19 protein-coding genes are annotated in these 25,519 nt (G+C 60.9%); 2 read left to right on the top strand and 17 right to left on the bottom strand.

Features of this window, described 5'->3' with window-relative positions:
- Positions 1–5 precede the first annotated feature (5 nt).
- The 4 genes from DXT96_RS19895 to DXT96_RS19880 form a co-directional block, all read right to left on the bottom strand.
- Positions 6–1,067: an ABC transporter ATP-binding protein gene (locus DXT96_RS19895; protein WP_153516103.1), complete on the bottom strand. Its 1,062-nt coding sequence runs from the start codon at positions 1,065–1,067 to the stop codon at positions 6–8.
- Positions 1,064–3,295, bottom strand: coding sequence for an iron ABC transporter permease (locus tag DXT96_RS19890; protein ID WP_153516102.1), 2,232 nt, complete (start codon positions 3,293–3,295; stop codon positions 1,064–1,066). Before DXT96_RS19890 ends, DXT96_RS19895 begins: the two co-directional genes overlap by 4 nt.
- A gap of 85 nt (positions 3,296–3,380) precedes the next feature.
- Positions 3,381–4,406, bottom strand: a complete 1,026-nt coding sequence (locus DXT96_RS19885; RefSeq protein ID WP_149901048.1) for an ABC transporter substrate-binding protein — start codon at positions 4,404–4,406, stop codon at positions 3,381–3,383.
- Between the two features lie 114 nt (positions 4,407–4,520).
- Complete coding sequence (locus tag DXT96_RS19880) at positions 4,521–5,480, bottom strand: ABC transporter substrate-binding protein (protein WP_153516180.1); 960 nt, start codon at positions 5,478–5,480, stop codon at positions 4,521–4,523.
- Between the two features lie 273 nt (positions 5,481–5,753).
- Here DXT96_RS19880 and DXT96_RS19875 point away from each other — a divergent pair, with 273 nt between their 5' ends.
- A complete protein-coding gene (locus DXT96_RS19875) occupies positions 5,754–6,500 on the top strand; it encodes a response regulator transcription factor (RefSeq protein ID WP_149901047.1) in 747 nt (248 codons plus the stop codon).
- Positions 6,497–8,614, top strand: a complete 2,118-nt coding sequence (locus DXT96_RS19870) for a PAS domain-containing sensor histidine kinase (RefSeq protein ID WP_371418940.1) — start codon at positions 6,497–6,499, stop codon at positions 8,612–8,614. The genes DXT96_RS19875 and DXT96_RS19870 overlap by 4 nt, the downstream gene beginning before the upstream one ends.
- A gap of 24 nt (positions 8,615–8,638) precedes the next feature.
- Here DXT96_RS19870 and DXT96_RS19865 read toward each other — a convergent pair whose 3' ends face one another.
- From DXT96_RS19865 to DXT96_RS19805, 13 genes are all read right to left on the bottom strand, one after another.
- The gene (locus tag DXT96_RS19865) at positions 8,639–9,250 is read right to left on the bottom strand and encodes an ankyrin repeat domain-containing protein (RefSeq protein WP_371418938.1); all 612 of its coding nucleotides are present in this window, start codon (positions 9,248–9,250) and stop codon (positions 8,639–8,641) included.
- A 125-nt stretch (positions 9,251–9,375) separates the two neighbouring features.
- Positions 9,376–11,187, bottom strand: a complete 1,812-nt coding sequence (locus DXT96_RS19860) for an ABC transporter ATP-binding protein (RefSeq protein ID WP_153516100.1) — start codon at positions 11,185–11,187, stop codon at positions 9,376–9,378.
- 4 nt (positions 11,188–11,191) lie between these two features.
- Positions 11,192–12,976 carry a gamma-glutamyltransferase family protein gene (locus DXT96_RS19855; protein ID WP_153516099.1) on the bottom strand — a complete coding sequence of 595 codons (1,785 nt, stop codon included), beginning with the start codon at positions 12,974–12,976 and terminating at the stop codon, positions 11,192–11,194.
- A gap of 22 nt (positions 12,977–12,998) precedes the next feature.
- Positions 12,999–13,871, bottom strand: coding sequence for an ABC transporter permease (locus DXT96_RS19850; RefSeq protein ID WP_194287686.1), 873 nt, complete (start codon positions 13,869–13,871; stop codon positions 12,999–13,001).
- Between the two features lie 12 nt (positions 13,872–13,883).
- The gene (locus DXT96_RS19845) at positions 13,884–14,831 is read right to left on the bottom strand and encodes an ABC transporter permease (protein ID WP_006311351.1); all 948 of its coding nucleotides are present in this window, start codon (positions 14,829–14,831) and stop codon (positions 13,884–13,886) included.
- Between the two features lie 67 nt (positions 14,832–14,898).
- Positions 14,899–16,407, bottom strand: coding sequence for an ABC transporter substrate-binding protein (locus tag DXT96_RS19840; RefSeq protein WP_153516098.1), 1,509 nt, complete (start codon positions 16,405–16,407; stop codon positions 14,899–14,901).
- A gap of 78 nt (positions 16,408–16,485) precedes the next feature.
- Entirely contained in the window at positions 16,486–17,247 is a 762-nt protein-coding gene (locus DXT96_RS19835) for a FadR/GntR family transcriptional regulator (protein ID WP_149901041.1), read from the bottom strand.
- A gap of 179 nt (positions 17,248–17,426) precedes the next feature.
- Positions 17,427–18,293, bottom strand: coding sequence for an aldose 1-epimerase (locus DXT96_RS19830; protein WP_153516175.1), 867 nt, complete (start codon positions 18,291–18,293; stop codon positions 17,427–17,429).
- Positions 18,280–19,467: a galactarate dehydratase gene (locus DXT96_RS19825; protein ID WP_153516097.1), complete on the bottom strand. Its 1,188-nt coding sequence runs from the start codon at positions 19,465–19,467 to the stop codon at positions 18,280–18,282. Before DXT96_RS19825 ends, DXT96_RS19830 begins: the two co-directional genes overlap by 14 nt.
- A gap of 44 nt (positions 19,468–19,511) precedes the next feature.
- Positions 19,512–21,236 (bottom strand): ABC transporter ATP-binding protein, encoded by a 1,725-nt coding sequence (locus DXT96_RS19820; RefSeq protein WP_194287685.1) that lies wholly within the window; start codon positions 21,234–21,236, stop codon positions 19,512–19,514.
- A gap of 8 nt (positions 21,237–21,244) precedes the next feature.
- Positions 21,245–22,369 carry an ABC transporter permease gene (locus DXT96_RS19815; RefSeq protein ID WP_153516096.1) on the bottom strand — a complete coding sequence of 375 codons (1,125 nt, stop codon included), beginning with the start codon at positions 22,367–22,369 and terminating at the stop codon, positions 21,245–21,247.
- 9 nt (positions 22,370–22,378) lie between these two features.
- Positions 22,379–23,365 (bottom strand): ABC transporter permease, encoded by a 987-nt coding sequence (locus tag DXT96_RS19810; protein ID WP_149901037.1) that lies wholly within the window; start codon positions 23,363–23,365, stop codon positions 22,379–22,381.
- Between the two features lie 115 nt (positions 23,366–23,480).
- Complete coding sequence (locus DXT96_RS19805) at positions 23,481–25,430, bottom strand: ABC transporter substrate-binding protein (protein WP_153516095.1); 1,950 nt, start codon at positions 25,428–25,430, stop codon at positions 23,481–23,483.
- Between the last annotated feature and the right edge of the window lie 89 nt (positions 25,431–25,519).

Genomic DNA, 25,519 nt, shown 5'->3' with positions numbered 1-25,519 from the left:
GCCCGTCAGGACTGGATCAGCGCGATGCCGCGGTTCCTGAAGCCGAGCGTGACATCGCTTTGCGGCGGCAGGCTGGTCTCGACCGCATGGTCAACGATGAAGAGCGTGCCGATATCGGTCTCGACTTCATATTCGACATGGCCGCCGAGATAGGCGCTGTGTAGCACCCGGCCGGCAACCCCTTGCCCGCCTGCCTGGCCGATGGCAATCGAGCCGGGACGCACCGCAAGTTTGGCCGGGCCGGGTTTGGCGTTGCGCGCCGATACACGATGATCGATGCCGCCGACGCGGATCAGCGCCTCCGGCCCCTCAATGCTGATGACCTCGCAGCCGACGACATTCGCCTCACCCATGAAATCGGCGATGAAGGCGGAGGCCGGGGCTTCGTAGAGGTCGCGGGGCGCACCCGACTGAGCGATCTCGCCATCCTTCATTACGATGATCCGGTCGGAAACGGCCAGCGCCTCATCCTGATCATGCGTCACATAAACGGCGGTAAAACCGAGCCGCTGTTGCAACTCACGGATTTCGGTGCGCACCCGGCGGCGAAGGCGGGCGTCGAGATTGGAGAGCGGCTCATCGAGCAGCAGCACCTGCGGTTCGAGCACCAAAGCGCGGGCAACCGCCACGCGCTGCTGCTGGCCGCCGGAGAGTTCGGCGGGCAGACGGTGGCCCATGCCGGCGAGGCCGACGAGCTTCAACCCCTCTTCCGCCTTTTCCCGCGCTTCCGCCTTGCGCAATCCCGACGATTGCAGGCCATAGGCGACATTGTCGAGCGCCGTCATATGCGGGAACAGTGCATAGGACTGGAACACCATCGAGACATCGCGCTCATTGGCCGGCAGCATGGTCACGTCCTTGTCGCCGATGAGGATGCGCCCGCTGGTCGGGTGTTCGAGACCGGCCAGCATGCGCAGCGTCGTCGTCTTGCCGCAGCCGGAGGGGCCGAGCAGGGTCACCAGCGTGCCGGGCTCGATGGTGAGCGACAGGTCGGGAATGGCGGTGAAGGCGCCGAAGGTCTTGCGGACATTCTGAAAGGTAACGGAGCCGGGTTTTACGGAAATCATGCGATTTTCTCCTGAGCGAGAGGAACGGAGGAAGCGGAGGGCAGCCCGGCGACGCGGTTTTCGCGCCGCAGGCGGCGTTCGCCCACAATGAGCTGGAAGCCGGTGATGACGGTGATCATCACCACGATCAGCATGGAGGAATAGGCGATCGCCACACCATATTCGCCGTTTTCGACGAGGCCGACGATGTAGGACGTCGCCATGTTGTACTGCGCGCTGACGAGGAAGATGACGGCGCTGATGGAGGTGATGGCGCGCACGAAGGAATAGACCAGTGCGGCCGTAATCGCGGGCCTCAAGAGCGGCAGGATGACCTTGCGGATGGTACGGAAACTATTGGCCCGCAGCGTCAGCGAGGCTTCGTCGAGGCTCTTGTCGAGCTGGCTCATCGCCGCGATGCCGCCGCGCACGCCGACCGGCATGTTGCGGAACACGAAGCAGGCGATCAGGATCAGCGCCGATCCCGTCATTTCCACCGGCGGCAGGTTGAAGGCCATGATGTAGCTGACGCCGATGACCGTGCCGGGAATGGCAAAGCTCATCATCAGCGCGAATTCGAAGAGGTTCCGCCCGGCGAATTTCTGCCGCACGATGATATAGGCGGTCAGCAGGCCGACGGCAGCGGTGAGCGGTGCCGAAACCAGCGCAATCTCCATGGTCGTCCAGAACGAGTTCCAGGCAACGCCGGTCCAGGCAATCGAGCCATTGGAGAAGCTGACGGAAAAGGCGCGGATGTAGTGGTCAAGCGTCAGCGAATTGTCGAGACCCCAGGTCTTCACGAAACCGCCGACGAGGATCATGCCATAAACGACGATGGTGAAAAGCATCCACGGCACGACGATGGCGTGCACGCCGATTGAGATGCCGCGCGGCAGGGCAATGTGCGCACCGCTGTCGCCCTTGCCGGTGACCGTCGCGAAATTCTTGCCGGATAGCCAGAAGCGCTGTGCAAGGAAAGCCGAAAGCGTGAAGCACAGGAGAATGATGGCGAGAACCGCGGCGCGCGACGGATCGTTCTGCGAGCCGACGACGGCAAAGAAGATTTCCGTCGATAGCACCCCATGGGTGCCGCCAAGCACCAGCGGATTGCCGAAATCCGCCATGCTTTCGATGAAGCCGATGAGGAAGGCATTGGCAAGACCGGGCTTCATCAGCGGCAGGGAAACCCGCCAGAAAGTGCGCCAGCGGTCGGCGCGCAGCGTCTGCGACGCCTCCTCCATCGACGGGCTGACGCCTTCGACAACGCCGATCAGCACCAGAAACGAAATGGGCGTAAAGGAAAGAACCTGCGCGATCCAGATGCCGGTAAGACCATAAAGCCAGCGGCCGGGTTCGATGCCGAAGAGATAGGAAAGCCATTCCGTGACGACACCGGCGCGGCCGAAAAGCAGCGTCAACGCAAGGCCGATGACGAAAGGCGGCGTGATGATCGGCAGAACGGTGAGAAGGCGCAGGCCTTTCTTGAACGGAAAACGGGTGCGGGTGGCGATCAATGCGAAGCCGAGGCCCAGCACGGTGGAGCCAAACGCCGTCATCAGCGCGAGGAACAGCGTGCGCCAGGCGACGCCGCAGCGCTCCTCACCCATCACGCAGCCAAGGCTCCAGATGCCGGGATCCTGAATATTGCGGATAAAACCGTCGGCGTTGAAGGAGCCATCGAAATCCTGAACGGATGCGATCAGCATGCTGCCGATTGGATAAAAGACAAAAACGGTGACGAGAAAAACCAGAACGGAAATCGCGCCGACCACGAAGGCGTCGCCCTTCATGACGCCGCGTTCCGCAAGGCCAAAGGCAAAGAGAAGCACGAAGATGAACGACATGACGACGGCCCCGGCACCCATAGATGCCTGACCATCAGCGAGCATGCCGAAGAGGTTTTCGCTGATTGCCCAGGTCCAGCCGGTAAAGCCGATCGCCAGCCCCTGCAAAGCCAGAAAAACCAGACCGGCAGCACCGATAACGGCAAGTAACCCGCCACGCCGCATCGGATCACGGATCGGCCGGACAAGGCAGGCAGCGAGGAAAAAGAGAACGATGCCGGCCAGCCATGGTTTTCCATAGGTCAGTATCTGCAACACACCCGGCGCATTGCTGGCGGAGGAGAAAAACCCGGACAGCCAGCGGAAGCTGAAAAAGCCGCCTTCGATGCGATACCAGGGAAGAAGAATGAGGGCGAACGCCCCGAGCGCCAGGACGATGTCCAGCCTGCGATTGCCACGTGTCATGGCCGACCTCGCTTATTTCATGCCGATGAAAGAGTGGCGGACACCCCGGCTTTGAAAGCCGGGATGCCTGTCGCCGGAGTTAAGATCAGTTGGCGACCGCACCGACCTCGCGGTCCCAGCGTTCCAGCAGCGCCTTGCGCTTGGCCGGATCGCCATAGGTCTTGAAGTCGTAGTCGATGAGCTTGATGTCCTCGAACTTCGGTGCTTCCTTCGGCACTTCCGCCGTTTTGTTGGAGGGAAGCTGGAAGGACTTGGCGTCCTTCATGCGCGACTGGACGTCAGGCTTCAGCGCCCAGTCGTACCAGGTCTTGGCATTGTCGAGGTTGCGGGCGCCCTTGATGATCGACATGGAGCCGATCTCGTAGCCGGTGCCTTCGCAAGGCGCGATGGACTTGACCGGGAAACCTTCCGCCGTCTGCGCCACCGCATCATGCATGAAGACGATGCCGAGCGCCGTTTCACCGCGCGCCGCCGCCTTGACCGGGGCCGAGCCAGACTTGGTATATTGCGAAATATTGGCGTTGAGCTTCTTCAGGTAGTCGATCGCCTGATCTTCGCCCATGATCTGAACCAGCGAGGCAAGCGCGGTATAGGCGGTGCCCGACGAGTTCGGATTGGCGATCTGGATTTCACCCTTTAGTTCCGGTGCCAGCAGATCGGCCCAGCACTTTGGCTCCTTGTAACCCTTGGACTTGAAGATTTCCGTGTTGTAGCCCCAGCCCAGCGCACCGGCATAAACGCCGACGGTCCGGTAACCCGTACTTTCCGCCTGTTTGACGGCCCAGTCCTGCAACTGATCCAGCATCGGCGACTTATATTCCAGCGTCAGGTTCTCCGAAGCCGCCTGCATGTGCGGATCGCCGGTGCCAGCCCACCAGATATCGGTCTTCGGGTTGCGGGCTTCCGCGCGCACCTTGGCATAGGTCTCGCCCGAAGACAGGCGAACCATATTGACCTTGATGTCGTGCGATTTTTCAAAATCGCCCTTCATCTGCTCGCAGATGACGACATCGGCCGAGCAGATCAGGTTCAGTTCGCCTGCCGCCTGCACCGATGTGGTGCTGAGCGCCGTGCCGGCAAAAAGCAGTGTGGAAAGTATCGTCAGTCGCATGGTTATCCTCCTGTAGCTTGCGTCTGAATTGTCGGGCCGCGCGCAGACATGGCGCTGCCGGTCGCGGCACCCTGTGGCGCGCACGTTGTCTTTTGGGATGTCGGTTTGCTGGCCTTACTGGGTCGGGTGGATTTCGCTGTCGAAGCGGCTCAATAATCGACTTCGCTCTTCCGGCTGGCCGAAGGTGGCGAAGTCGTAGTCCACCATCTTGATCATCGATATGTCAGGCGCGGTCAGCGGCAATGTCGCCCTTGCATTGGACGGCACCTGGTTCTGGCCGGCTATGGCTCCGGTTTCCTGTCCTTCCGGGCTGAGCGCAAACTCCACGAAACTTTGCGCAAGCGCCGTGTTGCGGTTGCCCTTGACGATGCTGACCGCCCCGATCTCGTAACCGGTTCCCTCGCAGGGCGCGACGATGACAAGCGGGAAACCCTCGATCTTCTGGGTCACGGCATCATGCATGAAGGAAATCCCGATCAGCACCTCGCCCCGCGCCGCCGCCTTGACGGGCGCTGAACCGACCTTGGTGTAACCCACGACATTGAGGTTCAGCTTGGTCATGAAACCGAATGCCTCCTCCTCACCAAACAGCTGGACGAGGGTGGCGAGCATGGTGAAGGCCGTGCCGGAATAGTTGGGATTGCCGGTCAGGATGTGGCCGCGATAGATGTCCTTGGCCAGATCCTTCCAGCAAGTGGGAGCCGGCAGGTTGTTTTTGGCAAGCAGTTCCGAATTATAGGCAAAACCCAGCGCGCCGGCATAGATTCCAGCCGATTTCGAGCCAGACATGGCATTGAAGTTCTGCGCCCATGGCAACAGATCCTGCTGGTCGCGGGGCTGGTATTCGTCCAGCAGACCTTCCGAACCTGCCTGCAAATGCGTGTCACCCGTGCCGCCCCACCAGACGTCGACGGTCGGATGGGAGCGTTCGGCGCGGATCTGATCGAGAATTTCGCCGGTGCTTTTGCGCACCATCGAAATCTCAAGGCCCGCCTTCGCCTCGAAAGCCCGCTGCATGGTCACACACCACGCCTCGTCGACGCCGCACAGGACGTTCAACTTCGGCGCGGCCATGCCATGCCCTGCGCCGCACAGCCAAACGGCCACGCTCGCCGCAAGTGCGGTCAATGCTTTCACTTAAATCCTCCCTGTCTGGAACCTCCCCGTTCCAGTCTCCACCAACAACATGTCACATCCTGTCTGCACCGCAATCGAAGAATGGTTACCAATCTTTCACCGCACCGCCGAACAAGATTACAGATATTACAAATATCACAGGAGAGATAACCAGCGAGCCTTTGAACATCGCCGCCGCCATGCCTATGATGATGGCGGGAGGAATACACAGTGCTTAATCAGAAGGTTCGCATTCTGATCGTCGAGGACGATCCGGATATGGCAGAGCTTATCTCGGACCTCATCGAGGCCGAAGGCTGGCTGCCCACCTGCGCCCGCTCCGCCGAGGAGGCCGACGAGATATTGGCGCGGGACAGGATGCAGCTTGTGCTGGTCGATCACAACCTGCCCGGCGCGTCTGGCCGCACCTTTGCCCAGCGGCTGCGCAGCAGGGTCGATAGCGATATCGGTATCGTCATGGTCACCGCCGCCGGCAGCGCCGCCGACCGGGTTCTTGGCCTTGAAACCGCCGCCGACGATTATGTGGTGAAACCCTTCGAACCCATCGAACTCACAGCGCGGATCAAGGCCGTTTTGCGCCGGACGATCCCTTCGCTGAAACAGGAAAAGGACAGCGAGCGTGACCACGGCCGCGCTGCCCTTCGTCTCGGCGACTGGGCAATCGATCTCGATGCGCGCCGGGCCGTCTGCCTTGCCGACCGCAGCCGCACACTCACCAGCGCCGAATTCGCGCTGCTGGAAATTCTCGCCGAAACGCCCAACCAGCCCGTCAGCCGCTCGCAGATCCTCGACAGGCTGGGCTCAGAAAGCGACCGCTATATCGATCGCAACGTCGATGTGCTGGTGCTGCGGCTCAGGCGCAAGATCGAGATCAATCCCGATCTGCCGCGCCATATCAAGACGCGGCGCGGCAAGGGTTATGTGCTGCATACCGATGAGGGCGAGCTTTCCCCGTGATCAGCCGCTCCTTTCTTTCCTCGATTGCCTTTCGCCTGCCCTTTGCGATCGTCTTCATCTGCGTGCTCGTCTTCAGCCTCTCCGCCATCGCCATTTATGGCCTGCAGCGCGCCCGCGATGAAATGGCGGCCTATGGCTTGCAGGCCTTTTCCAGCCTTGCCAAGGCATCGCTGATTTCGCGACAGGTTTCCGACCTCGTTTCGAGCGCGCCTTTCCTGATGAACGCCGCCTCGCCCTACCGTGTTTCCAGCGAAAGCCGCTCCGTGGTTCAGCAGGTCGATCTGCTGTTGCAGATGACGGGGCCAGAAAACGGCGAACGGGCCGCACGCGGATTTGCAAGTGAGCGCATCGTCGAACTCCTCCAGCTTATCAGGGCGCAGACGCTGGATCTGGCAAAGGATGCAGATGCGGCGCAGGGCCACAAGGCGGAAGCGGCAGCAGCGCTTGGTGAAATCGCCACCGGCCGCGGCATCGCCGATCCAGAACTGCGCCGCCGCATGAACGGCATCGTGCAGGCCGCCTCCGCTTCCGACAGCCTCTTCCAGCTCGGCGAACTGCGCCGCCGTTACATCGCCGAAACCACGGCGCGACAGGAAGGTTATCCCGGCGAGCGGCTCCCCGTGGCCGAGATGCAACCTTATGAGCGGGTCTTCGCGGCGCAGAGCCGCTACCTTCTGGAGATGTTCGCCATCCGCGCTTCGGTGTCGCGGCTTCACACCGTGTCGCGCGATCTGTCGCATGTCACGGAAACGCAGGGCGATGCGGTTGCCCGCAGCCTGAATGAGGACCTGATATCGACCTCCGATGCGCTCAGCCGGCTGCTGGTTATCGTTGCCGTGGCCTCGCTTCTGGTGCTGGTAGTGGCGATCTTCTCCATCCGCTCGGTGATGCGGGTATCGCGCGGGATCGCGACGCTTTCGAATGGCATGAATGCGCTCGCCAAAGGCGAGAAAGATGTCGGCCCGCCATCCTATACCGGGCCGGAGACGGAGCTGATCCGCCTTCTCGACGCATTCCGCGCCTTTCATGACAGCGTCGACCGTGTCTCCCGCCTCAGGCGCACGGCGGAAGCGGCGGCCCGCACCATCCGCTCGACCTTCCGCACCATGAATGAGGGCATAGCGCTGTTTGATCCGACCGGCCGGCCGATCACCATGAACCGCCGCATCATCGAACTGGTCGGACGCTCCGGCTCGTCGCGAAAACTGCCGATCCGCCGGTTTGTCGAGCCGGTCCCGGAAATCGATCCGTTGCTGCTGCCCTTCGAGAGCGAAAAGGGCGAGTTGATGGAGCGCGCCGTGGTGCGCCACCGCACCGCAGACGAGCGGGTGATCGAAGTCTCGATGTCGCGCCAGCCGGATGGCGGCACCGTGCTGCTTGCCCGCGATGTCACCGCGCTCGACCGGCAGGAAGCGGAAGCCGTAAAGGCCCAGCGGCTGGACGGCATCATGCGCATGACCCACCAGGTCAGCCACGAGGTGGGCAACATGATCGGCATCATCACCGGCAGTCTCGGTCTTCTTGAACGCGAGGCCGGTTTCAACGACCGGCAGAACCGCCACATCGCCCGCATCCGCAAGGCGGCGGATCGTGGCCGGTCTCTGGCCAGCAGCATGTTGACCATCGGCAGCCAGCAGCCGATCCATCCAAGCTGCATCAATGTCGCCAATCTGCTGCGCGGCATGGCCGATATTCTGGAGATCGCGGTCGGCCCGAAATGCCGGATCGAACTCGATCTCGACGACAATCTTCCCGCCATACCGCTCGACCCGGCTCTTTTCGAGCAATCCATCCTCAATCTTTGCCTGAATGCCGCAGCCGCCATGCCCGATGGCGGCCTGATCTCGATTGAGGCCACATTCGAAAAGGAGGCGCTGGTGATATCAGTCACCGATGAGGGCATCGGCATGACGCCGGAGGCGGTGGACAAGGCCTTCGAGCCCTATTTCACCACCCGTGGCGACCATGGCGGCGCGGGCCTTGGCCTTGCCATGGTCTATGGCTTCGTGCGCCAGAGCGGCGGCGAGGCGCATATCAGTTCGAAACCCGGTGAAGGGGCGAAGGTGCAGCTGACATTTCCGGCCGGCGCCGGGCTGGCGAGCAGGTCGGCATAATACCGGCGTTACAAACCTGGCCGGTCAGTCCTTCGCGCCGGCGGCCTCCAGCAGTGCAACAATCTCCTTAAGTCCTCTTTCACGGGCATGGGCAAGCGCGCTCCTCCCGTCGAAATCCTTCAACGCGACATTGGCACCGCCCGCAAGAAGCGACCGGACGATCCGCTGCGATATCGCGCCGCCGTCTCTCAGGATCGCCACTTCAAGCAGGGCCGTCCATCCGAGCCGGTTGACGTGATCGACATCCACACCCGCTGCAAGCAGAATATCAACGGCGTCCGGATGTCCCTTTTCGGCAGCGGGGATGAGCGCCGTGCCGCCAAAGCGGTTGGTGCTTTTAAGATCAGCACCGTTTTTGAGGATCATCCGCAGGATTTCGGTCCTGCCCTGCGCCCCGGCCACCAGAAAGGGGCTGTCCTCGATACTGTCGCGAGCGTTGACATCGGCACCGGCATCGAGAAGCAAACGCGCCGCTTCCACGTCGTTCTGCCAAACCGCCACCAGCAGCGGCGTCTGGCCCTGCGCGTTGCGCTCTTCGGTCGGGCCACTGTTTTTCAGCAGCTGTTCGAGCTGCACGTGATCCTTCGCCACGACCGCTTCCAGAACGGCAGCCTGCGCATTTGCGCCAAGGCTCATCATCAGCACTCCCCATAAAACCAGACGTCGCATCATCACCTCGAAAGAATGCCGGCACCGGTGGTGCAAGCCGCGCCATTATTCCAGACGACCGGCATTCACTTCAAGGGCCTGTCTTTGCCGCATCAGGCCACCTGCACGAAATGGCCGGGTGAAACGGTTCTGTAGGTCCGTTCAGGTGTTTCATAACCCATCGCCCGTATCGGGCTTTTCAACTCGTCATTGGAGATGCCGCGTCTTATTCCGCGCCGTGCCGGATCGGGCACCGGCACCGCCGCCATCAGCTTTTTCGTATAGGCGTGCTGCGGATTGTCGAAGACGGCAGCGCGCGGGCCGATTTCGACGATTTCACCGAGATACATCACCGCGACGCGATGGCTGACGCGCTCGACCACCGCCATATCATGCGAAATGAACAGGAAGGCGAGGTTGAGGCTCTGTTGCAGGTCGAGCAGCAGATTGCAGACCTGCGCCTTGATCGAGACATCCAGCGCCGAGACGCTTTCATCGGCAACGATAACCTTTGGATCCAATGCAAGCGCGCGGGCAATGGCGATGCGCTGGCGCTGGCCGCCGGAGAATTCATGCGGATAGCGACTGGCCATATCGGCGGCCAGACCAACCTTTTCGAGAAGATCGGCGGTCTTTTCCCTTGCCTGTTTCGAGGTGCCCAGCCTGTGCTTGATGAAGGGTTCGGAAATCGCCGTCCCCACCGTCATGCGCGGATTGAGCGACGAGAACGGGTCCTGAAAGATCATCTGCACGGATTTGCGCATATTGCGCAGGCCGGTGGTATCGAGCCGCATCACATCGTATCCATCGAGCGACACGTCGCCGGACGACGGCTCGACGAGACGCATGATAGAGCGGCCAGTGGTGGATTTTCCGCAGCCGGACTCACCGACCAGCGCAAGCGTCTCCCCCTGAAACAGATCGAAGGAGACGTTTTCGACGGCATGAACCGCACCCGTCTGACGCGCCAGCAGGCCGGAACGGATAGGGAAACGCGTCACGAGGTTCTTGACCGACAGAACCGGCGTCTGTCCGTTCGCAACCGTCTCGGCTACCTCTTCAGCTTCCGTCGAGAGACCGGTTTTCATGTCGAGCACCGGAAACCGCGTCGGCCACGCACGGTCATGCATCGAACCCAGCCTCGGCACCGCCGAAAGCAGCGCCCGCGTATAGGGATGCTTGCCGCGCTGGAATATGTCCTCGGTCGGCCCGGTCTCGACCTCATCGCCGCGAAACATGACGATGGTGCGGTCGGCAATCTCGGCTACCACGCCCATGTCATGGGTGATGAAGAGCACCGACATGCCCTCCTCTTCCTGCAGCAGCTTGATGAGGTCGAGGATCTGACCCTGAATGGTGACGTCGAGCGCCGTCGTCGGCTCGTCGGCAATCAGCAGTTTCGGGCGCGAGGCGAGCGCCATGGCGATCATCACGCGCTGGCGCATGCCGCCGGAAAACTGATGCGGATATTCGTCGAAGCGGCTGGATGCGTTGGGAATGCGAACCTTTTCCAGAAGACGCACCGTCTCCGCCCTTGCCTGCTGCTTGGAAAGCCCCTTGTGGCGGATGAGGACTTCGGAAATCTGACGGCCGATGGTGAAGATCGGGTTGAGCGAGGTCATCGGCTCCTGAAAGATCATCGAGATATCGTTGCCACGCACGCCCCGCATTTCCTTTTCGGAAAGCGCCAGCAGATTGCGCCCGTTGAGCAGCACTTCGCCTTCGATCCGGCTGGAGGCCGGTGCTAGCAGCCGCATGAGCGACAGCGAGGTGACGGACTTGCCGGACCCGGATTCTCCGACAATCGCCACGGTTTCACCGGGCGAGACATCGAAGGAGACATTGCGCACGACGCTTTTCCATTCGTCATCGACGAGAAAGGAGGTGGTCAGGTTACGGACAGAGAGGACGGGTTTTGTCTCCATGATGTCAACGCCCCACCGCATAGGCCTGCATCAGCCGGGGTGTGGCGGCCGCCCGCAACAGGCCATCCGCATCCCGCCTTGCTGCGGTCAGTCGCCCGACCGACCAGGCATCGGCAACCGTGACCCGGTGACCGCGACGGCGGAGTTCATCGAGTGTGGCCTCGCCCACCGTGCTTTCCACCATGATTTCACCCGGCGAGCTGGTGCGCGGATAAAACGAACCCGGAAAATGCGAGGTGTGGAACAGCGGCATGTCGATGGACGCCTGCAGGTTCTTACCGTGATGCGCATAACGCAGGAAGAACGGCAGCTGCCATTGATCCTGTTGATCACCACCCGGCGTGCCGAACACCATCGAGGGGCGGCCCTGATGCAGCGCAAGCGACGGCGTCAGCGTCGTGCGTGGGCGTTTGCCCGGCGCAAGCGAGGTCGGCAGGCCTTCCTTCAGCCAGAACATCTGGGCGCGGGAATTGAGCGCGAAACCCAGACCGGGCACGATGGGCGAAGATTGCAGCCAGCCGCCCGATGGCGTGGTGGAAACCATGTTTCCCCAGCGGTCGATGACATCGATATGCACCGTGTCACCGCGCTTCTCGGTCAGGTGTGACATGGTCGGCTCGTAGACGGTGCCCTTGCCGCTCATCTCGGCCAGCATCGCCATGGTGGCATCCACCTGCTTTTCGTAACCGGGCACGGTGCCGGGGCGCAGGTCGAGCGATGCCTCGCTGCCGATCAGTTTGCGACGCCCGGCGTTGTAGCCTTCAGAAAGAAGATACTCGGTCGGGATCTGCCCGAATTCCGGATCGCCATAATAGACCTCGCGGTCGGCAAAGGCGAGCTTCATGGCTTCGACGGTGGTGTGGATGAAATCAGGCCCGGACGGGTCCATGGCCGCAATATCGAAGCCCTTCAGCAAAGCGAGCGATTGCAGCAGAACCGGACCCTGCCCCCAGGCAGGCGTCTTGGCAATCGTCCAGTCATGATAATCGAACGTCTGCGGCGCTTCTACGGTCGCGCTCCACCCGGCCATATCCTGCGCCGTCAGCACGCCTTTGTGCTTTGCGCCGCTGGCATCCATGACTTCTGCGGTGCTGACGTAACTGTCGATGGCTTCCGCAACGAAACCCCGATAAAACGCATCCCGCGCCGCTTCGATCTGGTTCTCGCGGCCGGAACGCGCTTCGGCTTCGGTGATGATCCGCTGATAGGTTGCGGCCAGAACCGGGTTCCTGAAATTGGCGTGAGGCTCAGGTGCGGCACCGCCCGGCAGCCATGTCTCATGGGAGGTCGGCCATTCCTTCTCGAAGAACGCCGCCAGTCCCTTGATGGTGGCGGAGACACGCGGCAGCGTCGGATGCCCGTGTTCGGCATAATAGATGGCCGGGTCCAGCACCTCGCGCACGCTCATCGTGCCATAGTCGCGCAACATCAGCATCCAGCCGTCGAAAGCGCCGGGAATGACCGTTGCCAGCAGCCCGTCGCCGGGGATCAGCTTCAGCCCTTCCGAGGTATAATGCTCGATCGTCGCACCGCTCGGGGCCGGACCCTGCGCGCAGATGACCTCCACCTTGTCCTTCTGCTTTGAATAAAACACGGCGGGCATGTCGCCGCCGGGGCCACACAGATGCGGCTCAACGATCTGCAGCACGAAACCGGTGGCGACGGCGGCGTCGAAAGCATTGCCGCCCTTTTCGAGGATCGCCATGCCAACCGCCGATGCGATCCAGTGCGTTGAGGTGACGACGCCGAAGGTGCCAAGGATCTCGGGGCGTGTGGTGAATTCATTCATCAGGGTATTTCCTTGTAAAAAATCATGCTTCGCGCGGATCGAGCGCATCGCGCAGGCCGTCGCCCAGAAGATTGAAACCGATGACGACGAGGAAGATGGCGATGCCGGGCCACATCGTCATCCACGGGGCCTGGCTCAAGAAATTCTTTGCAGTGTTCAGCATCGAACCCCATGAGGGCGCCGGCGCCTGCTGGCCAAGGCCCAGGAAGGAAAGGCTTGCCTCCGCGATGATGGCGGTCGCCACCGTCAGCGTCGCCTGCACGATGATCGGAGCAAAGACATTCGGCAGGATGTAACGCGTCATGATATCGATGTGGTTGAGGCCGATCGACCTTGCACCCTCGACATAATCCTCCATCTTGACCGCCAGCACCTGTCCACGCGTCAACCGCACGAAAATCGGCATGGCGGAAAGTCCGATGGCGATCATCGCGTTGGTGAGGCTCGGCCCGAGAAAGGCTGCGAGCGCAATCGCCATGATGAGGAAGGGCATGGCCAGAAGCGCTTCGGTGATGCGGGATATGACCATATCCACCCAGCCGCCGAAATAACCGGATATGAGACCAAAGGGCACGCCGATGACCACTGCAATCATCACCGAGACGACGCCGGCCATCAGCGAGGCGCGCGCGCCATAGATCATGCGCGAGAGAATGTCGCGGCCGAGATCGTCGGTGCCGAGCCAATGGGCCGCCGAGGGCGCCTTGCGGATGGCCGACCAGCTGGTCGCAATCGGGTCCGCAATCGGCAGGATCGGCGCAGCGATAGCGAGCACCGCGAAAAACAGCACGATGATCATGCCGGCCAGCGCCGATTTGTTGCGCTTCATTTTCTTCCAGGCGCGGCTTTCCTGCCGTGTCGCCGGTGCGGAGATGTTTTGATCAAGAACGGTCATGATATCAGGGCCTTAGATTGTCGCCCTGAGGCGGGGGTTGAGCAGGACATAGGCGATATCGGCCAGAAGGTTCATGAGGATGAAACCAACGGCGGTGCATAAAACGATGCCCTGCACGACGGCATAATCGCGGGTGAACACCGCATCGACCGTCATCTTGCCGAAGCCGGGAATAGTGAAAATCTGCTCCGTCAGCACCGCCCCGGCCAGCAACTCACCGAAGAGCAGCGCCAGCAGCGTGATGACCGGCAGAAGCGCATTGCGGAAACTGTGCGACAGGATGATTTCGCGCGGCGAAAGCCCTTTGGCGCGGGCGGTGCGGATATAGTCGGAACTCAAAACCGCCACCATCGCCGAGCGGGTATGACGCATCAGCGTCGCCGCAAGCGCATTGCCCAGCACGAAGGCAGGCATGATCATGGTTTCGATGGAACGAACAGGGTCGACGAAGATCGATTCATAACCGGATGCCGGCAGCCAGCCGAGTTTCACCGACACCAGCAGGATGAGCATGATGCCGAGCCAGAAATTCGGGATCGACAGGCCGGAAAGCGCCACGATATTGGCCGTGTAGTCGATCCACGTATTCTTCTTGACGGCGGCCAGAATGCCGATGGGAATGCCGATGACCATGGCGAAGAACATCGCCATGACCGCCAGCTGAATGGTGACCGGCAGCTTCTGGCCGATCAATTCCAGCACCGGCTGGTTGGTGCGCAGCGAAATGCCGAAATCGCCGGTCACCACACCGCCCAGCCAGTTGAGGTACTGAAGAGGCACCGGGTCGTTGAGGCGATATTTTTCCCGCAGGAATTCAATCGTCGCGGGATCGCGCTCCTCGCCCGCCATGGCAAGAACCGGATCGCCCGGCAGCAGTTTTTGCAGCGAGAAAACGAAGATGGAAATGATGAGAAGCGTCGGGATCGCGACCAGCAGTCGCTTGCCGATATAGACAGGCATGGCATTGCCCCCGTTTGAGTCCGGTGCTGGGGGCCGCACGGCAAGCCGTGCGACCTGTTCAAAGCTGTCAGTCCTTGCTGACGCCGAGAAGGCGGATCATCCCATCAGGCGACGGCGCCCAGCCCTTGACCTTGTTGGAAATGGCATAGGCATAAGGCTGGTGGCCGAGATAGATGATCGGCATGTCATCGTTGAGGATGACGCTTGCGGCATCGTATTTTTCCTTGCGCACCGCATCTTCGGTCGAGGCGCGAGCCTCGTTCAGCAGCTTGTCGACTTCAGGGTTGCAATATTTCACATCGTTGATGCCGCCCTTGCAGGTGACGAACTGGTGCAGGTTGCCATCGGGATCGATGCGACCCGACCAATCGGAACGGCTGAGCTGGTAATTGCCGGCGGTCTGTTCGGACAGCAGCGTCGCAAATTCCGTCGCCTTCAGGGTGACGTTGAAACCGGCCTCGGCCACCATCGACTGGATGACCTGCATCATCTGCGTCTGCGTGGTGTTGTTGGCGTGCTGAAGCTCGACGTCGAGCTTCTCGTAACCCGCTTCCTTCATCAGCTGCTTGGCCTTGTCGATATCGCGCGGCGGCACGGGCAGGTTCTGGTTGAACCAGGGGCTTGTCGGCGGGAAAGCCTGATTACCGCCCTTGGAGGTGCCTTCAAAAACGATCTGGCCGATCGCCTCGCGGTCGATCGCATAGGAGAATGCCTGCCGCAGGCGCTTGTCCTTGCCGAGCGGATTGTCGGCGCGCGCGCCATTGTTCATGTTGACATACATGGCCATGTAACCCGGCCCGATCACATCGGCATAGGTCAGCTTGGAGTCATTCCTGACGGATTCCGCATCGGACGCCGAAATACGCTCGGCGATATCGAGGTCGCCGGCGCGAAGGTTCGCAAGCTTCACGGTCGTGTCGGGGATCGGCAGATAAACGACCTTGTCGACGAGGACCTTGTCCTTGTCCCAATAGTCAGCGAATTTCTCGAGCACGATACGGTCCTGCTGGATACGCTCGACGAATTTAAACGGCCCGGCGCAAACCGGTTTCGAACCAAAATTCGCGCCCAGTTCCTTGGCCGCTTTGGGTTCAACGATCATGCCGGCGCGGTCGGAAAGCTGCGCCAAAAGGGTAACGTCAGGCGTCTTCAGCGTGAATTTCACCTCCAGCGGTCCCGTCGCCTCAACCTTCTCGACCGAGGACAGCTCGCTTTTGCGGCGCGATTCCGGCAGCGTCATATTGCGCTCGATGGTCGCGACGACGGCGGCCGCATCAAGCGTCTCGCCATTGTGGAACTTGACGCCATCGCGGATTTTCATGGTCAGCACCTTGCCGGCTTCGGACCACGCCCATTCGGTGGCAAGCTGGGGCACGATCTTCATGTCCTGCGAGATGTCCACCAGCTTGTCGCACATGGCCGTGTAGACGATGCGGCCGACGAAGGTGCGCGATTGCGCGGGGTCGAGCACATCGGCATCGTCGTTGAGGCCGATGCGCAATTCGGATGATAGCGCCGGCGCGGCGAGCAATGCGCTGGCGAGCAGCGCCGCAGTCAATGTCTGGATTTTCTTCATGTTCTTTCCTCTGGTGTGGTTATTTTGACTTTTTGTCATTGGCCGCCCTTGAAGGGACGACGGTTTTCATCCGCGGCCTCAAGAGGCTGCGGTCAGTGAATCATCGGCTTCAGCCGCATTGCCCTCCCCGGTTCCCTCCTCCAGAAAGCCAAGCGAGGTGGCGCGGATCAGCCTTTCCTGATGCATGAGAAGATGCTGGCGCATCGCTTCACCGGCTCTTGCGGGATCGCGGTCGGCGATGGCATCGACGATGGCCATGTGCTGTTCGAAAGATGCCCTGCCATTCGTGCCGCTACGCCGGGCGAGTTCCCGTATCGACTGCCATGCATCATCCTGACGGATGCGGTTGACGACATCGAAGATCGACAGGAAGAGTTTGTTGCCGGCACTCTGGGCGATCTGCCGATGGAGCGAGCCATCCCATAGCTCCTTGGCATCGGCATCCGTGCTCTGGCCGGTCTTCTGGACAAGCGCGCGCATGCGCTCCACCTCGGCCGGCTTGGCGCGCATGGCCGCCAGTTGCGCCAGTTGCGGCTCGATGCGCAGACGCACCTCCATGATTTCCATGATATCAGTGCCGGCCACCAGTTCGGTGACCTGAGCGGACCAATCGTCAGGCTTTTCACCCACAAAGGTCCCGGCCCCCTGCCGCCGCCAGATCAGGCCTTCGGCCTCCAGAACCTCCAGCGCACGACGAATCGAACGACGGCCGACATTAAAACTCTCCGCAAAAGCCCGCTCCGTTGGCAAACGACCTTCTTTGGTAAGATCCTGCGTCTGAATATAGTCACGCAGCTTCGCCAGGGCGTAGTTGGAGTTGTCGTTAGGGTTCACCGCCACATCGCACCAATCATTGAACCAATCTCATATTGGTTCATTTGGTGAGAAATTTTCGCGCACGTCAAGCGCATTTTTGAGCGGCCATAATTAGCGCTCAAAATATGGGCAAGTGGCTTTTTTTTGAAAGTGAACCATGTGGGGCGGGGCCGCCCCTGGCCTTGCCGGTACAGCGTATCTCTTCAAGGATTGATGGAGAGCCTGATGCGCCCCGACAGTCGCTCGCCGGGGGCGGCTATCCTCAGACCCTGCCCTTCTCGTCCCGCCTGCGGCAAACCAAGTGTTCCGGCTGCCATGGAAACGGGTTCAAGGCAAAGATAACGGTCCATGCGGTGCACGGCCAGATGGGAAAAAACGGGGTCGGCCTCGAGCCGCAGTGAAAACCCGCCGCATTGAACCTGCGCCTTTGACCAACAGGTGAAATGCAGGGTGTATCCCGTCGTGGCGGGGATGGCAGGTTCCGCGAAAGGCGCGGCCGGCTGACCGGTCGGTACGTTTTGCGCGTCCAGAGGATATTGCAGCCTGGCGTCTGTCGATGCGTCACAGTTGAGCCCGGCAGCAAAGTAGGGATGCCAGCCAAGCGCCATCGGCGCAGGCACATCCGCCAGATTGGTGATCGACAGTTCCACGGCGAGGCCAGCATCGTCCAGCAGGAAAGACTGTTCGGCGCGGAAAGAAAACGGCCATTCACCGTCAGCTTTGTATTCCAGCATCAGCCCGATGCAATCGGAAGACAGACTGGAAATCTCCCATGCTCGACGGTGCGCGGGGCCATGCATGGCGTCCGGAGCAAGGGCCGGATGGGGCAGCAGATCATGGCGGATGCCCGCATGGACGAAGGAGCCGCCATAAAGCCGGTTGTGGTACGGAAACAGCGGGTATGCACCGGCTCTCGGCCAGTTGAACGGCCCGAAATTCGGCTCTGATGTCGGCACCAGAATGTCACCATAATCCGCATGGCGCAGATGGGTCATCCTGCCGCCCCAGGCGGGGCTCAGGCGGGCCGAAAGCGGCCCGCAGGCAATCGAGACTGTTTCAGGCGAAGGCATAGGAGCCGTCAGGCCGTTTCGGCACCCGTCTTTGCCAGTGAACATAGCCATCCTCCTGCATGGCTTTTTCGTCCATCTCGATACCCCAGCCCGGGCGATCCGGCCTCAGTTCGAGGTATCCGTCCTTGGGCAGATAGGGGTCGACGACATAACGCGTTTCGTCCTCGCGTTTTTCGAGATCGGTGCCGCCGTAGACGTAGCATTGCCCTTTCGGAAGCCGGTATTCGAGAATACGGAAATTCTGCTGGGCGGCGGAGAAATGCACGTTGACGGCAGTGGCGAGCGGCCCCATCGGGTTGTGCGGCGCGATGCTGACGAAGTGGGCTTCCGCAAGCGTGGCGATGCGGCGCATTTCCGAAATGCCGCCGACAACGCAGATGTCGGGCTGAATGATATCCGCACCTTTTACTTGAAGAAGACGCAGGAACTCATTGCGATTATAAAGACTTTCGCCTGTTGCCAGCGTGCAGTTCAGTCCCTGTTTCAGGTCTCCCCACATCTCGATGTTTTCCGGGCGCAACGGCTCTTCGAAGAACAGCGGATCGTAAGGCGCAAGCGCGTTACCCAGCTGGCGGGCGGCGGCGGGTTCGAAAATCTTGGCATGGGCGTCAAAGGCGATATCGTAGTCAGGCCGCACCGTTTCGCGCAGCGAACGGAAATATTCGGCCGAACTGCGCACTACCTCGCCCCAGCGATGGGCGTGAATATCGAGACGCCACGGGCTGAGCTTGAAGGCCGTGAACCCCCAATCCTCGTTCAGCCGATCGAACTCTTCTTTTGCTGCCGGCGCATCCGGCGCGGTATAGACGCCGGCATAGACCTTGATGCGGTCGCGCACTTCACCGCCCAGCAGCTTGTAGACCGGCACGCCGGCCGCCTTGGCTGCAAGGTCCCAAAGGCAATGGTCAAGCGCCGAGATTGCCGAGAGACCGAGCGCGCCGGGTGGAAAGCGGTTCTGCTGGAGGAGAAGGTTGTAGAGATACTCGACCCGCGTCGGGTCCTGCCCGGCAAGAAAGCCATAGAGGTAGTCCAGAATTGGCGGCAAGGCGAGATCGGGGCCGTGATTGTAACATTCACCCCAGCCGGTCAGACCGTCGTCGGTATCGAGAGCGACGACAACGCGGGGACGGTCCTTGTCGCGGGTGACGAATACCCGCATGCGATCGATTTTCATGCTTTAGTCTTCCTCGTGAATTTCAGGATGCAACAGCCGCGACACTATCGGGCCGCAACCCCGTTCTTGATCTCGGGTGGTTCGACATAACGGAACCTTCGGGTGCGATCCCGGTCTCGCGGGTCCGGGCGTGGAATGGCCGATAGAAGCGCCTGCGTGTACGGATGATCCGGCGCGTTGCAGACCTTTTCGGCCTCTCCCACTTCCACCAGCTTGCCGCGATACATCACCCCGACGCGGTCGCACATATATCTGATGACGCCGATGTCATGGCTGATGAAGATGTAAGCCAGCCCAAGCTCGTCCTGCAGCCGCATGAGCAGATCCAGCACCTGAAACCGCACAGAAACATCGAGCGCCGATGTCGCCTCATCCGCCACGATGATGCGCGGCCGTAGCGTGATGGCGCGGGCGATGCCGATACGCTGGCGCTGGCCGCCGGAAAAGGCGTGCGGATAACGCTCACGCCCGGCCGGGTCGAGACCCACCTGCTCCATCAGCGCGCAGACGCGCTCGTCCAGTTCCTTGCCTTTCGCGATGCCATTGACCAGCAGTGGTTCACCGATCACCTGCGCCACCGTCATGCGCGGATTAAGCGAGCCGAACGGATCCTGAAACACCATGCGCAACTCACGCCGCGCCGCCTTCAGCTCGGCGCCTTCGATCTTGGCGAGATCGACCACCGTGCCATCCGCCCGACGATAAAGCATTTCGCCGCCGTTCGGATCGTAGAGGCGCATGATCGAGCGACCCATCGTGGTCTTGCCGGAGCCGCTTTCGCCGACGATGCCGAGCGTCTCGCCCGGAAGCAGCTTGATGGACACGCCATCCAGCGCCTTCATCTCGCCGAAATGCATGGAGAGGTCGTTCACTTCGAGGATCGGTGCTGCGGCAAGATCGAGCGGCGGGCGGGCAAGCCGGATTTCCGCCTTCTGCTCCAGCTTCAGAACAGAACCGATCAGCATGCGCGTATAGGGGTCCTGCGGATTGTGGAATATTTCGTCGACGGTGCCGTATTCCTTGGCGACGCCGTGATGCATGACCAGCACGTCATCGGCAATCTGCGCCACCACACCCATGTCATGGGTGATGAACAGCACCGCCATGCCATGCGCCTTTTGCAGCCGCGATATCAGGTCGAGGATTTCGGCCTGTGTCGTGACGTCGAGCGCCGTCGTCGGTTCGTCGGCGATCAACAGTTGCGGTTTGCAGGCCAGCGCCATGGCGATCATGGCGCGCTGGCGCATGCCGCCGGAATATTGGAAGGCATAACGATCCAGCGCCTTTTCAGGGTTGGGAATTTCCACCTGCCGCAGCAGCTCGATGGCTTCCGCCCGTGCCTGCGCCTTGCTCATCTTCAAGTGCAGCCGCAGAACTTCGGTGATCTGGTCGCCAACGGTATGCACCGGCGACAGCGATGACATCGGCTCCTGAAAAATCATCGAGATGTCTGCGCCGCGCACCGAGCGGATGGCCCGGCTGCGCGGATCGAGCTTTGCGAGATCAAGCGACGTGCCGTCGGCACGGTTGAGGATGATCGACCCGGAGGCGATGTAACCGGGGCTGTCGATGATCTGCAGGATCGAGCGGGCGGTAACGGATTTGCCGGAACCGCTTTCGCCGACGACGCAGAGCGTCTTGCCGGGATCGATGGAGAAAGACAGATCGTTGACCGCCCGGAAAATGCCGTTTCGCACGGGAAATTCGGTGACCAGATTGCGGACGTCAAGCAGCGGTCGGGCAGACTTCATGGAGAGAATATCGCTCATCCGGGGCCTCACTTGTTATAGGGGTCGGCTGCGTCGCGCAGACCGTCACCGAGCAGATTGAGCGCCATGACGGCAACGACAACAGCCACGCCGGGCAGGAACAGCCACGGTGCAGTTGCAATCGAGCGAATATTCTGTGCCTCGCGAAGCAGCACGCCCCAGGAAATCGTCGGCGGCTGGAGGCCAAGACCGAGGAAGGACAGCGAGGTTTCCGCAAGGATCATCGCCGGAACCGCAAGCGTGACCGAGGCGATGATATGGCTCGAAAAACTCGGCAGCATGTGGCGGAAGATGATGCGCCCTTCCGACACGCCATCCAGCCGCGCTGCCGCCACGAACTCTTCGGTCCGCAGCGACAGGAACCGGCCACGCACGACGCGGGCAAGCTGCGCCCAGCCGGTCAAGGACAGGATGATGGTGATCATCATATATTGCAGCGTTGCCGGCCAGCCCTGCGGCAGGGCGGCGGCCATTGCCAGCCAGATGGGAATGGTGGGCAGTGACAGAACGAAGTCGATCACCCGCTGCATGACGAAATCGATGCGGCCGCCGTAATAACCGGAGATACCGCCGAGGACGACACCGAGCAACAGCGAGAAGAACACGCCGACGAGGCCGATGGACAGCGAAATCTGCGATCCCTGCACCACCCGACTGAAAACATCGCGGCCAAGGCGATCAGCACCGAAAAGGAAGAGCGGCCGCGTCTTGTCGGTCGAGGCCAGCAGGTGGATATCCGTGGTGAACAGGCCGAGCACGGAATATTCGTAGCCGCGACCGAAAAGCTGGACCGGGATTTTCTTCGCCGTATCTTCGACGAACACAGCAGCCAGCGTTTCAGGATCGCGCGTCAGCTTCAGCGGATAATAATGCATTCCGAGCGAGAAGCCGTCCGTCGTATCGATGAAATGCACACGTTGCGGCGGATGGAAGGTGGCGCGCGCATTTTGCAGCACCGGATCGTTGATGGCGAAGAAACCAGGCAAAAGCGCGACGATATACATGGCGATGGTGATGAACAGGGCGACCATGGCCAGCCTGTGGCGCTTGAACGCCCACCAGATGAGCTGCCACTGCGAGGCGACGGCGGCGCGGTCCGGCCGGGTGTTGGTGGTGATTGCGATATCGCTCATGGCGCCCTCCTATTCGAGACGGATGCGCGGATCGACCAGCGCAAGCAGGATGTCGCTGATCAGCGATCCGATCAGCGTCAGCGCGCAGATCAAAAGCACGAAAGCGCCGGCGAGATACATGTCCTGCGCCATCAGCGACTGCAAAAGCAGCGGTGCGGCCGTGGGCAGGTTGAGCACGATGGCGACAACCACGGAGCCCGAAATGAGGTTGGGCAGCAGCCACGCAATGGTAGAAATGAACGGGTTAAGGGCAATTCTCAGAGGGTATTTTGTCAGCAGCCTGAACTCGGACAATCCCTTCGCACGCGCCGTGGTCACATAGGGTTTGGGCAATTCGTCCAGCATGTTGGCGCGCATGACGCGGATCAGGCTTGCGGTGGAAGAGACGGCAAGGATAGCGACCGGCAGCCAGATATGCGCCATCAGATCGATCATCTTGGCAATGCTCCACGACGCCGTTTCATATTCCGCCGAAAACAGCCCACCGACATCGGCCCCGAACTCCACCGCCGCGACATACATCAGCACCAGCGCCAGCAGGAATGACGGTATGGACAGGCCGAAAAACGAGAAGGCGGTGAAGAGATAATCGCCGATCGAATATTTGCGCACGGCGGAGAAAACACCGATGGGAAGGGCGATGGCCCAGGTGGCGAGAAGGCTGGCGACGGCCAGAACCAGCGTCAGCGCCATACGCTCCCAGATCAGGCCTGAAACGGGCTGCTGCCACTCGAAAGAGATGCCGAAATCACCCCGGCTGATGATGCCCCATATCCATTTCAGATATTGCACGATCATCGGATCATCGAGGCCGAAACGTTCACGCAGCTGCGCTGCCGTATTGTGGTCGATGACCTCGTTGGAAGCGGCCAGGGTGGCGATATAGGTCGTTACATAGTCGCCGGGTGGCAGCTGTATCAGGACAAAGGCAAGGAAACTGACGGCAAACAGGGACGGTATCATCCACAGCAGGCGTTTGACGATAAAAAGCAGCATGTCGCTCTCGCAATCACATTATACCGCACGCACCGCTAAGGAGACGGGTTTGTGGGTGGTAGAAACAACCTGAAAGGCGTCGCCGCGGTGAGGCAGCGACGCCCATATGGCGGTGTCAGCTTGTGAAGGTGAACTGTTGCGGCAGCGCCGGGCCGGGGTTCGGCCACGACCAGCTGTCGGGCTCGGTTTCCGGCACGTTGCGCAGATTGTTGCGGATGATGCCGAAACCACCGACCGCAAGGCAGAGGCCGATCGTCTCGAACTCGTCCGCCGCGATATCGAAGATTTCCTTCATCTTCTCGCCGCGCTTGGCAAGGTCGGCCGTCGAACGCGCCTCATCGAACAGTTTGAAGCGCTTCTTCTGGCTTTCCGGCGGTTCTTCGCCCTTCTGGCCGTTGGATGTGTACCAGAGCGCCCACGGAATTGCGTAGCGCGAACCCTGCGGATGGAAGGCGAAGAAATCGCGCGGGTCGAGCATCGGATCGAGACCGCCGGGGCCGGGCCACACCGCCGCATCATGGGCGTTATCATCGCCGCGTGTGTAATACAGCGCGCGTTCGATGGTGTTGACCTTGATATCGACGCCGATCTGCGCCCATTGCGCCTTCACCAGTTCCAGCGCATCGACCAGATCGGGATAGAGCGTCGGGATGACATCGATGGAGAAGAAGATCGGCTGACCGTCCGGCCGCAGCCGCATGCCATTGCCGTTCTTCTTGTCGTAACCGGCCTTGTCGAGAAGTTCATTCGCCTTGGCGGCATCATATTCGGTGTACTGGCGCGCCAGTTTTTCATTGTACCAGGGATGCGTCGGGCGTGGTCCCGCCTGATATCCCTCGCTCTGGCCGAAATAGACGATGTCGATGATTTCCTGCCGGTTGAGAGCGACGGACAGCGCCTGACGGAACGACTTGTCGGCAAACATCTTGCGCATTGCCGGGTCTTTATGGGTGATGTTGAGGTAGATCTGGCACTGCTGCGAGGCGGATGGCACCAGCGTCAGCAGGCGGTAATCGCCCTTTTTCATGTTCTGCGACAGGGTCGGCTTGTTGGCGAGAACGCTGATATGGCGCTCCTGAATGTCGATCTTGCCGGAAATGACGTTCAGCATCAGCGATTCGACATCCTGCGAGATGCCGAAATTGACCTCATCGATGTAAGGAAGCTGGTTGCCTTCGGTATCGACCTGCCAGAAGTAAGGGTTACGGGTCATCACCACCCGTGTCGCACCACCGGAATAGGGCTCCTTGACCACCCATGGGTCAAGCGTCGGCTTGTCGACATTCGACCAGCGCGACGGGATTTCGATGTCACCGCACTTGGCGCGGAACAGTTCCGTCCAGCTGGACACGCCGGCCGCCTTCACATCGGCATCGAGCGACGTGTTGTATTTCGGCAGGAACTTGCTGCAATAATGCTTGGCAAACAGCGTTGGGTGCTGACCAAGCGGCGTGGCGAGATTTTCGAGATAAAGCGCGTTCGGCGCTGCGAATTTGAACCTTACCGTGAAGTCATCGACCTTTTCGACATCGACGGCCTTGCCGGCGACGGAGAGCTGGGCCGGGGTGGCGCTATAGAGCTCCTTGTTCTTGATGCAGTCCTCGATGGCGAACACCACGTCATCTGCGGTGAAGGGATGGCCGTCAGACCATTTCGCGCCCTGCAACAGATGGAAGGTGAACTGCGAGGCGTCGTCATTGACCTCCCATTTTTCGGCAAGGTTGGGCAGAACTTCGGTGAAGTCCATGTTCCAGCGCACCAGACCCTGATTGCCGACCATGCGCAGGATGCCGTTATGGTCCGACGAGCCGCGCAGGCCGCGGCGCAATGTGCCGCCATAGGTGCCGATCTTTTCGTGCGGCGTCACCACCATCGGATTTTTAGGCAGGCGCTCGGCCAAAGGCGGCAATTTGCCGTCCTTTACCAAGGCCGCCAGGTCCGGCGCTTCCTTGCCAGCGGCAGCCCAGGCCGAGGTCCCGATGACAGAAAGGGCAGCGACACCCCCAAGCCCCGCCACAAAGGTTCGGCGCGTCACGCCCAGCGAAAATTTATCCCCATCGCGCATCGATTATCCTCCCAAAAAATCACCGGCAGCAAAACAGCTTTCACTGTGTCGCAACGGCCCTCCCGGCCAGCCAGCACGCCGATCCTCCA

It is taken from the genome of Agrobacterium sp. ICMP 6402, assembly GCF_009498615.1.
GTDB lineage: Bacteria > Pseudomonadota > Alphaproteobacteria > Rhizobiales > Rhizobiaceae > Agrobacterium > Agrobacterium burrii.
This window is presented reverse-complemented; position numbering and strand designations above follow the sequence as displayed.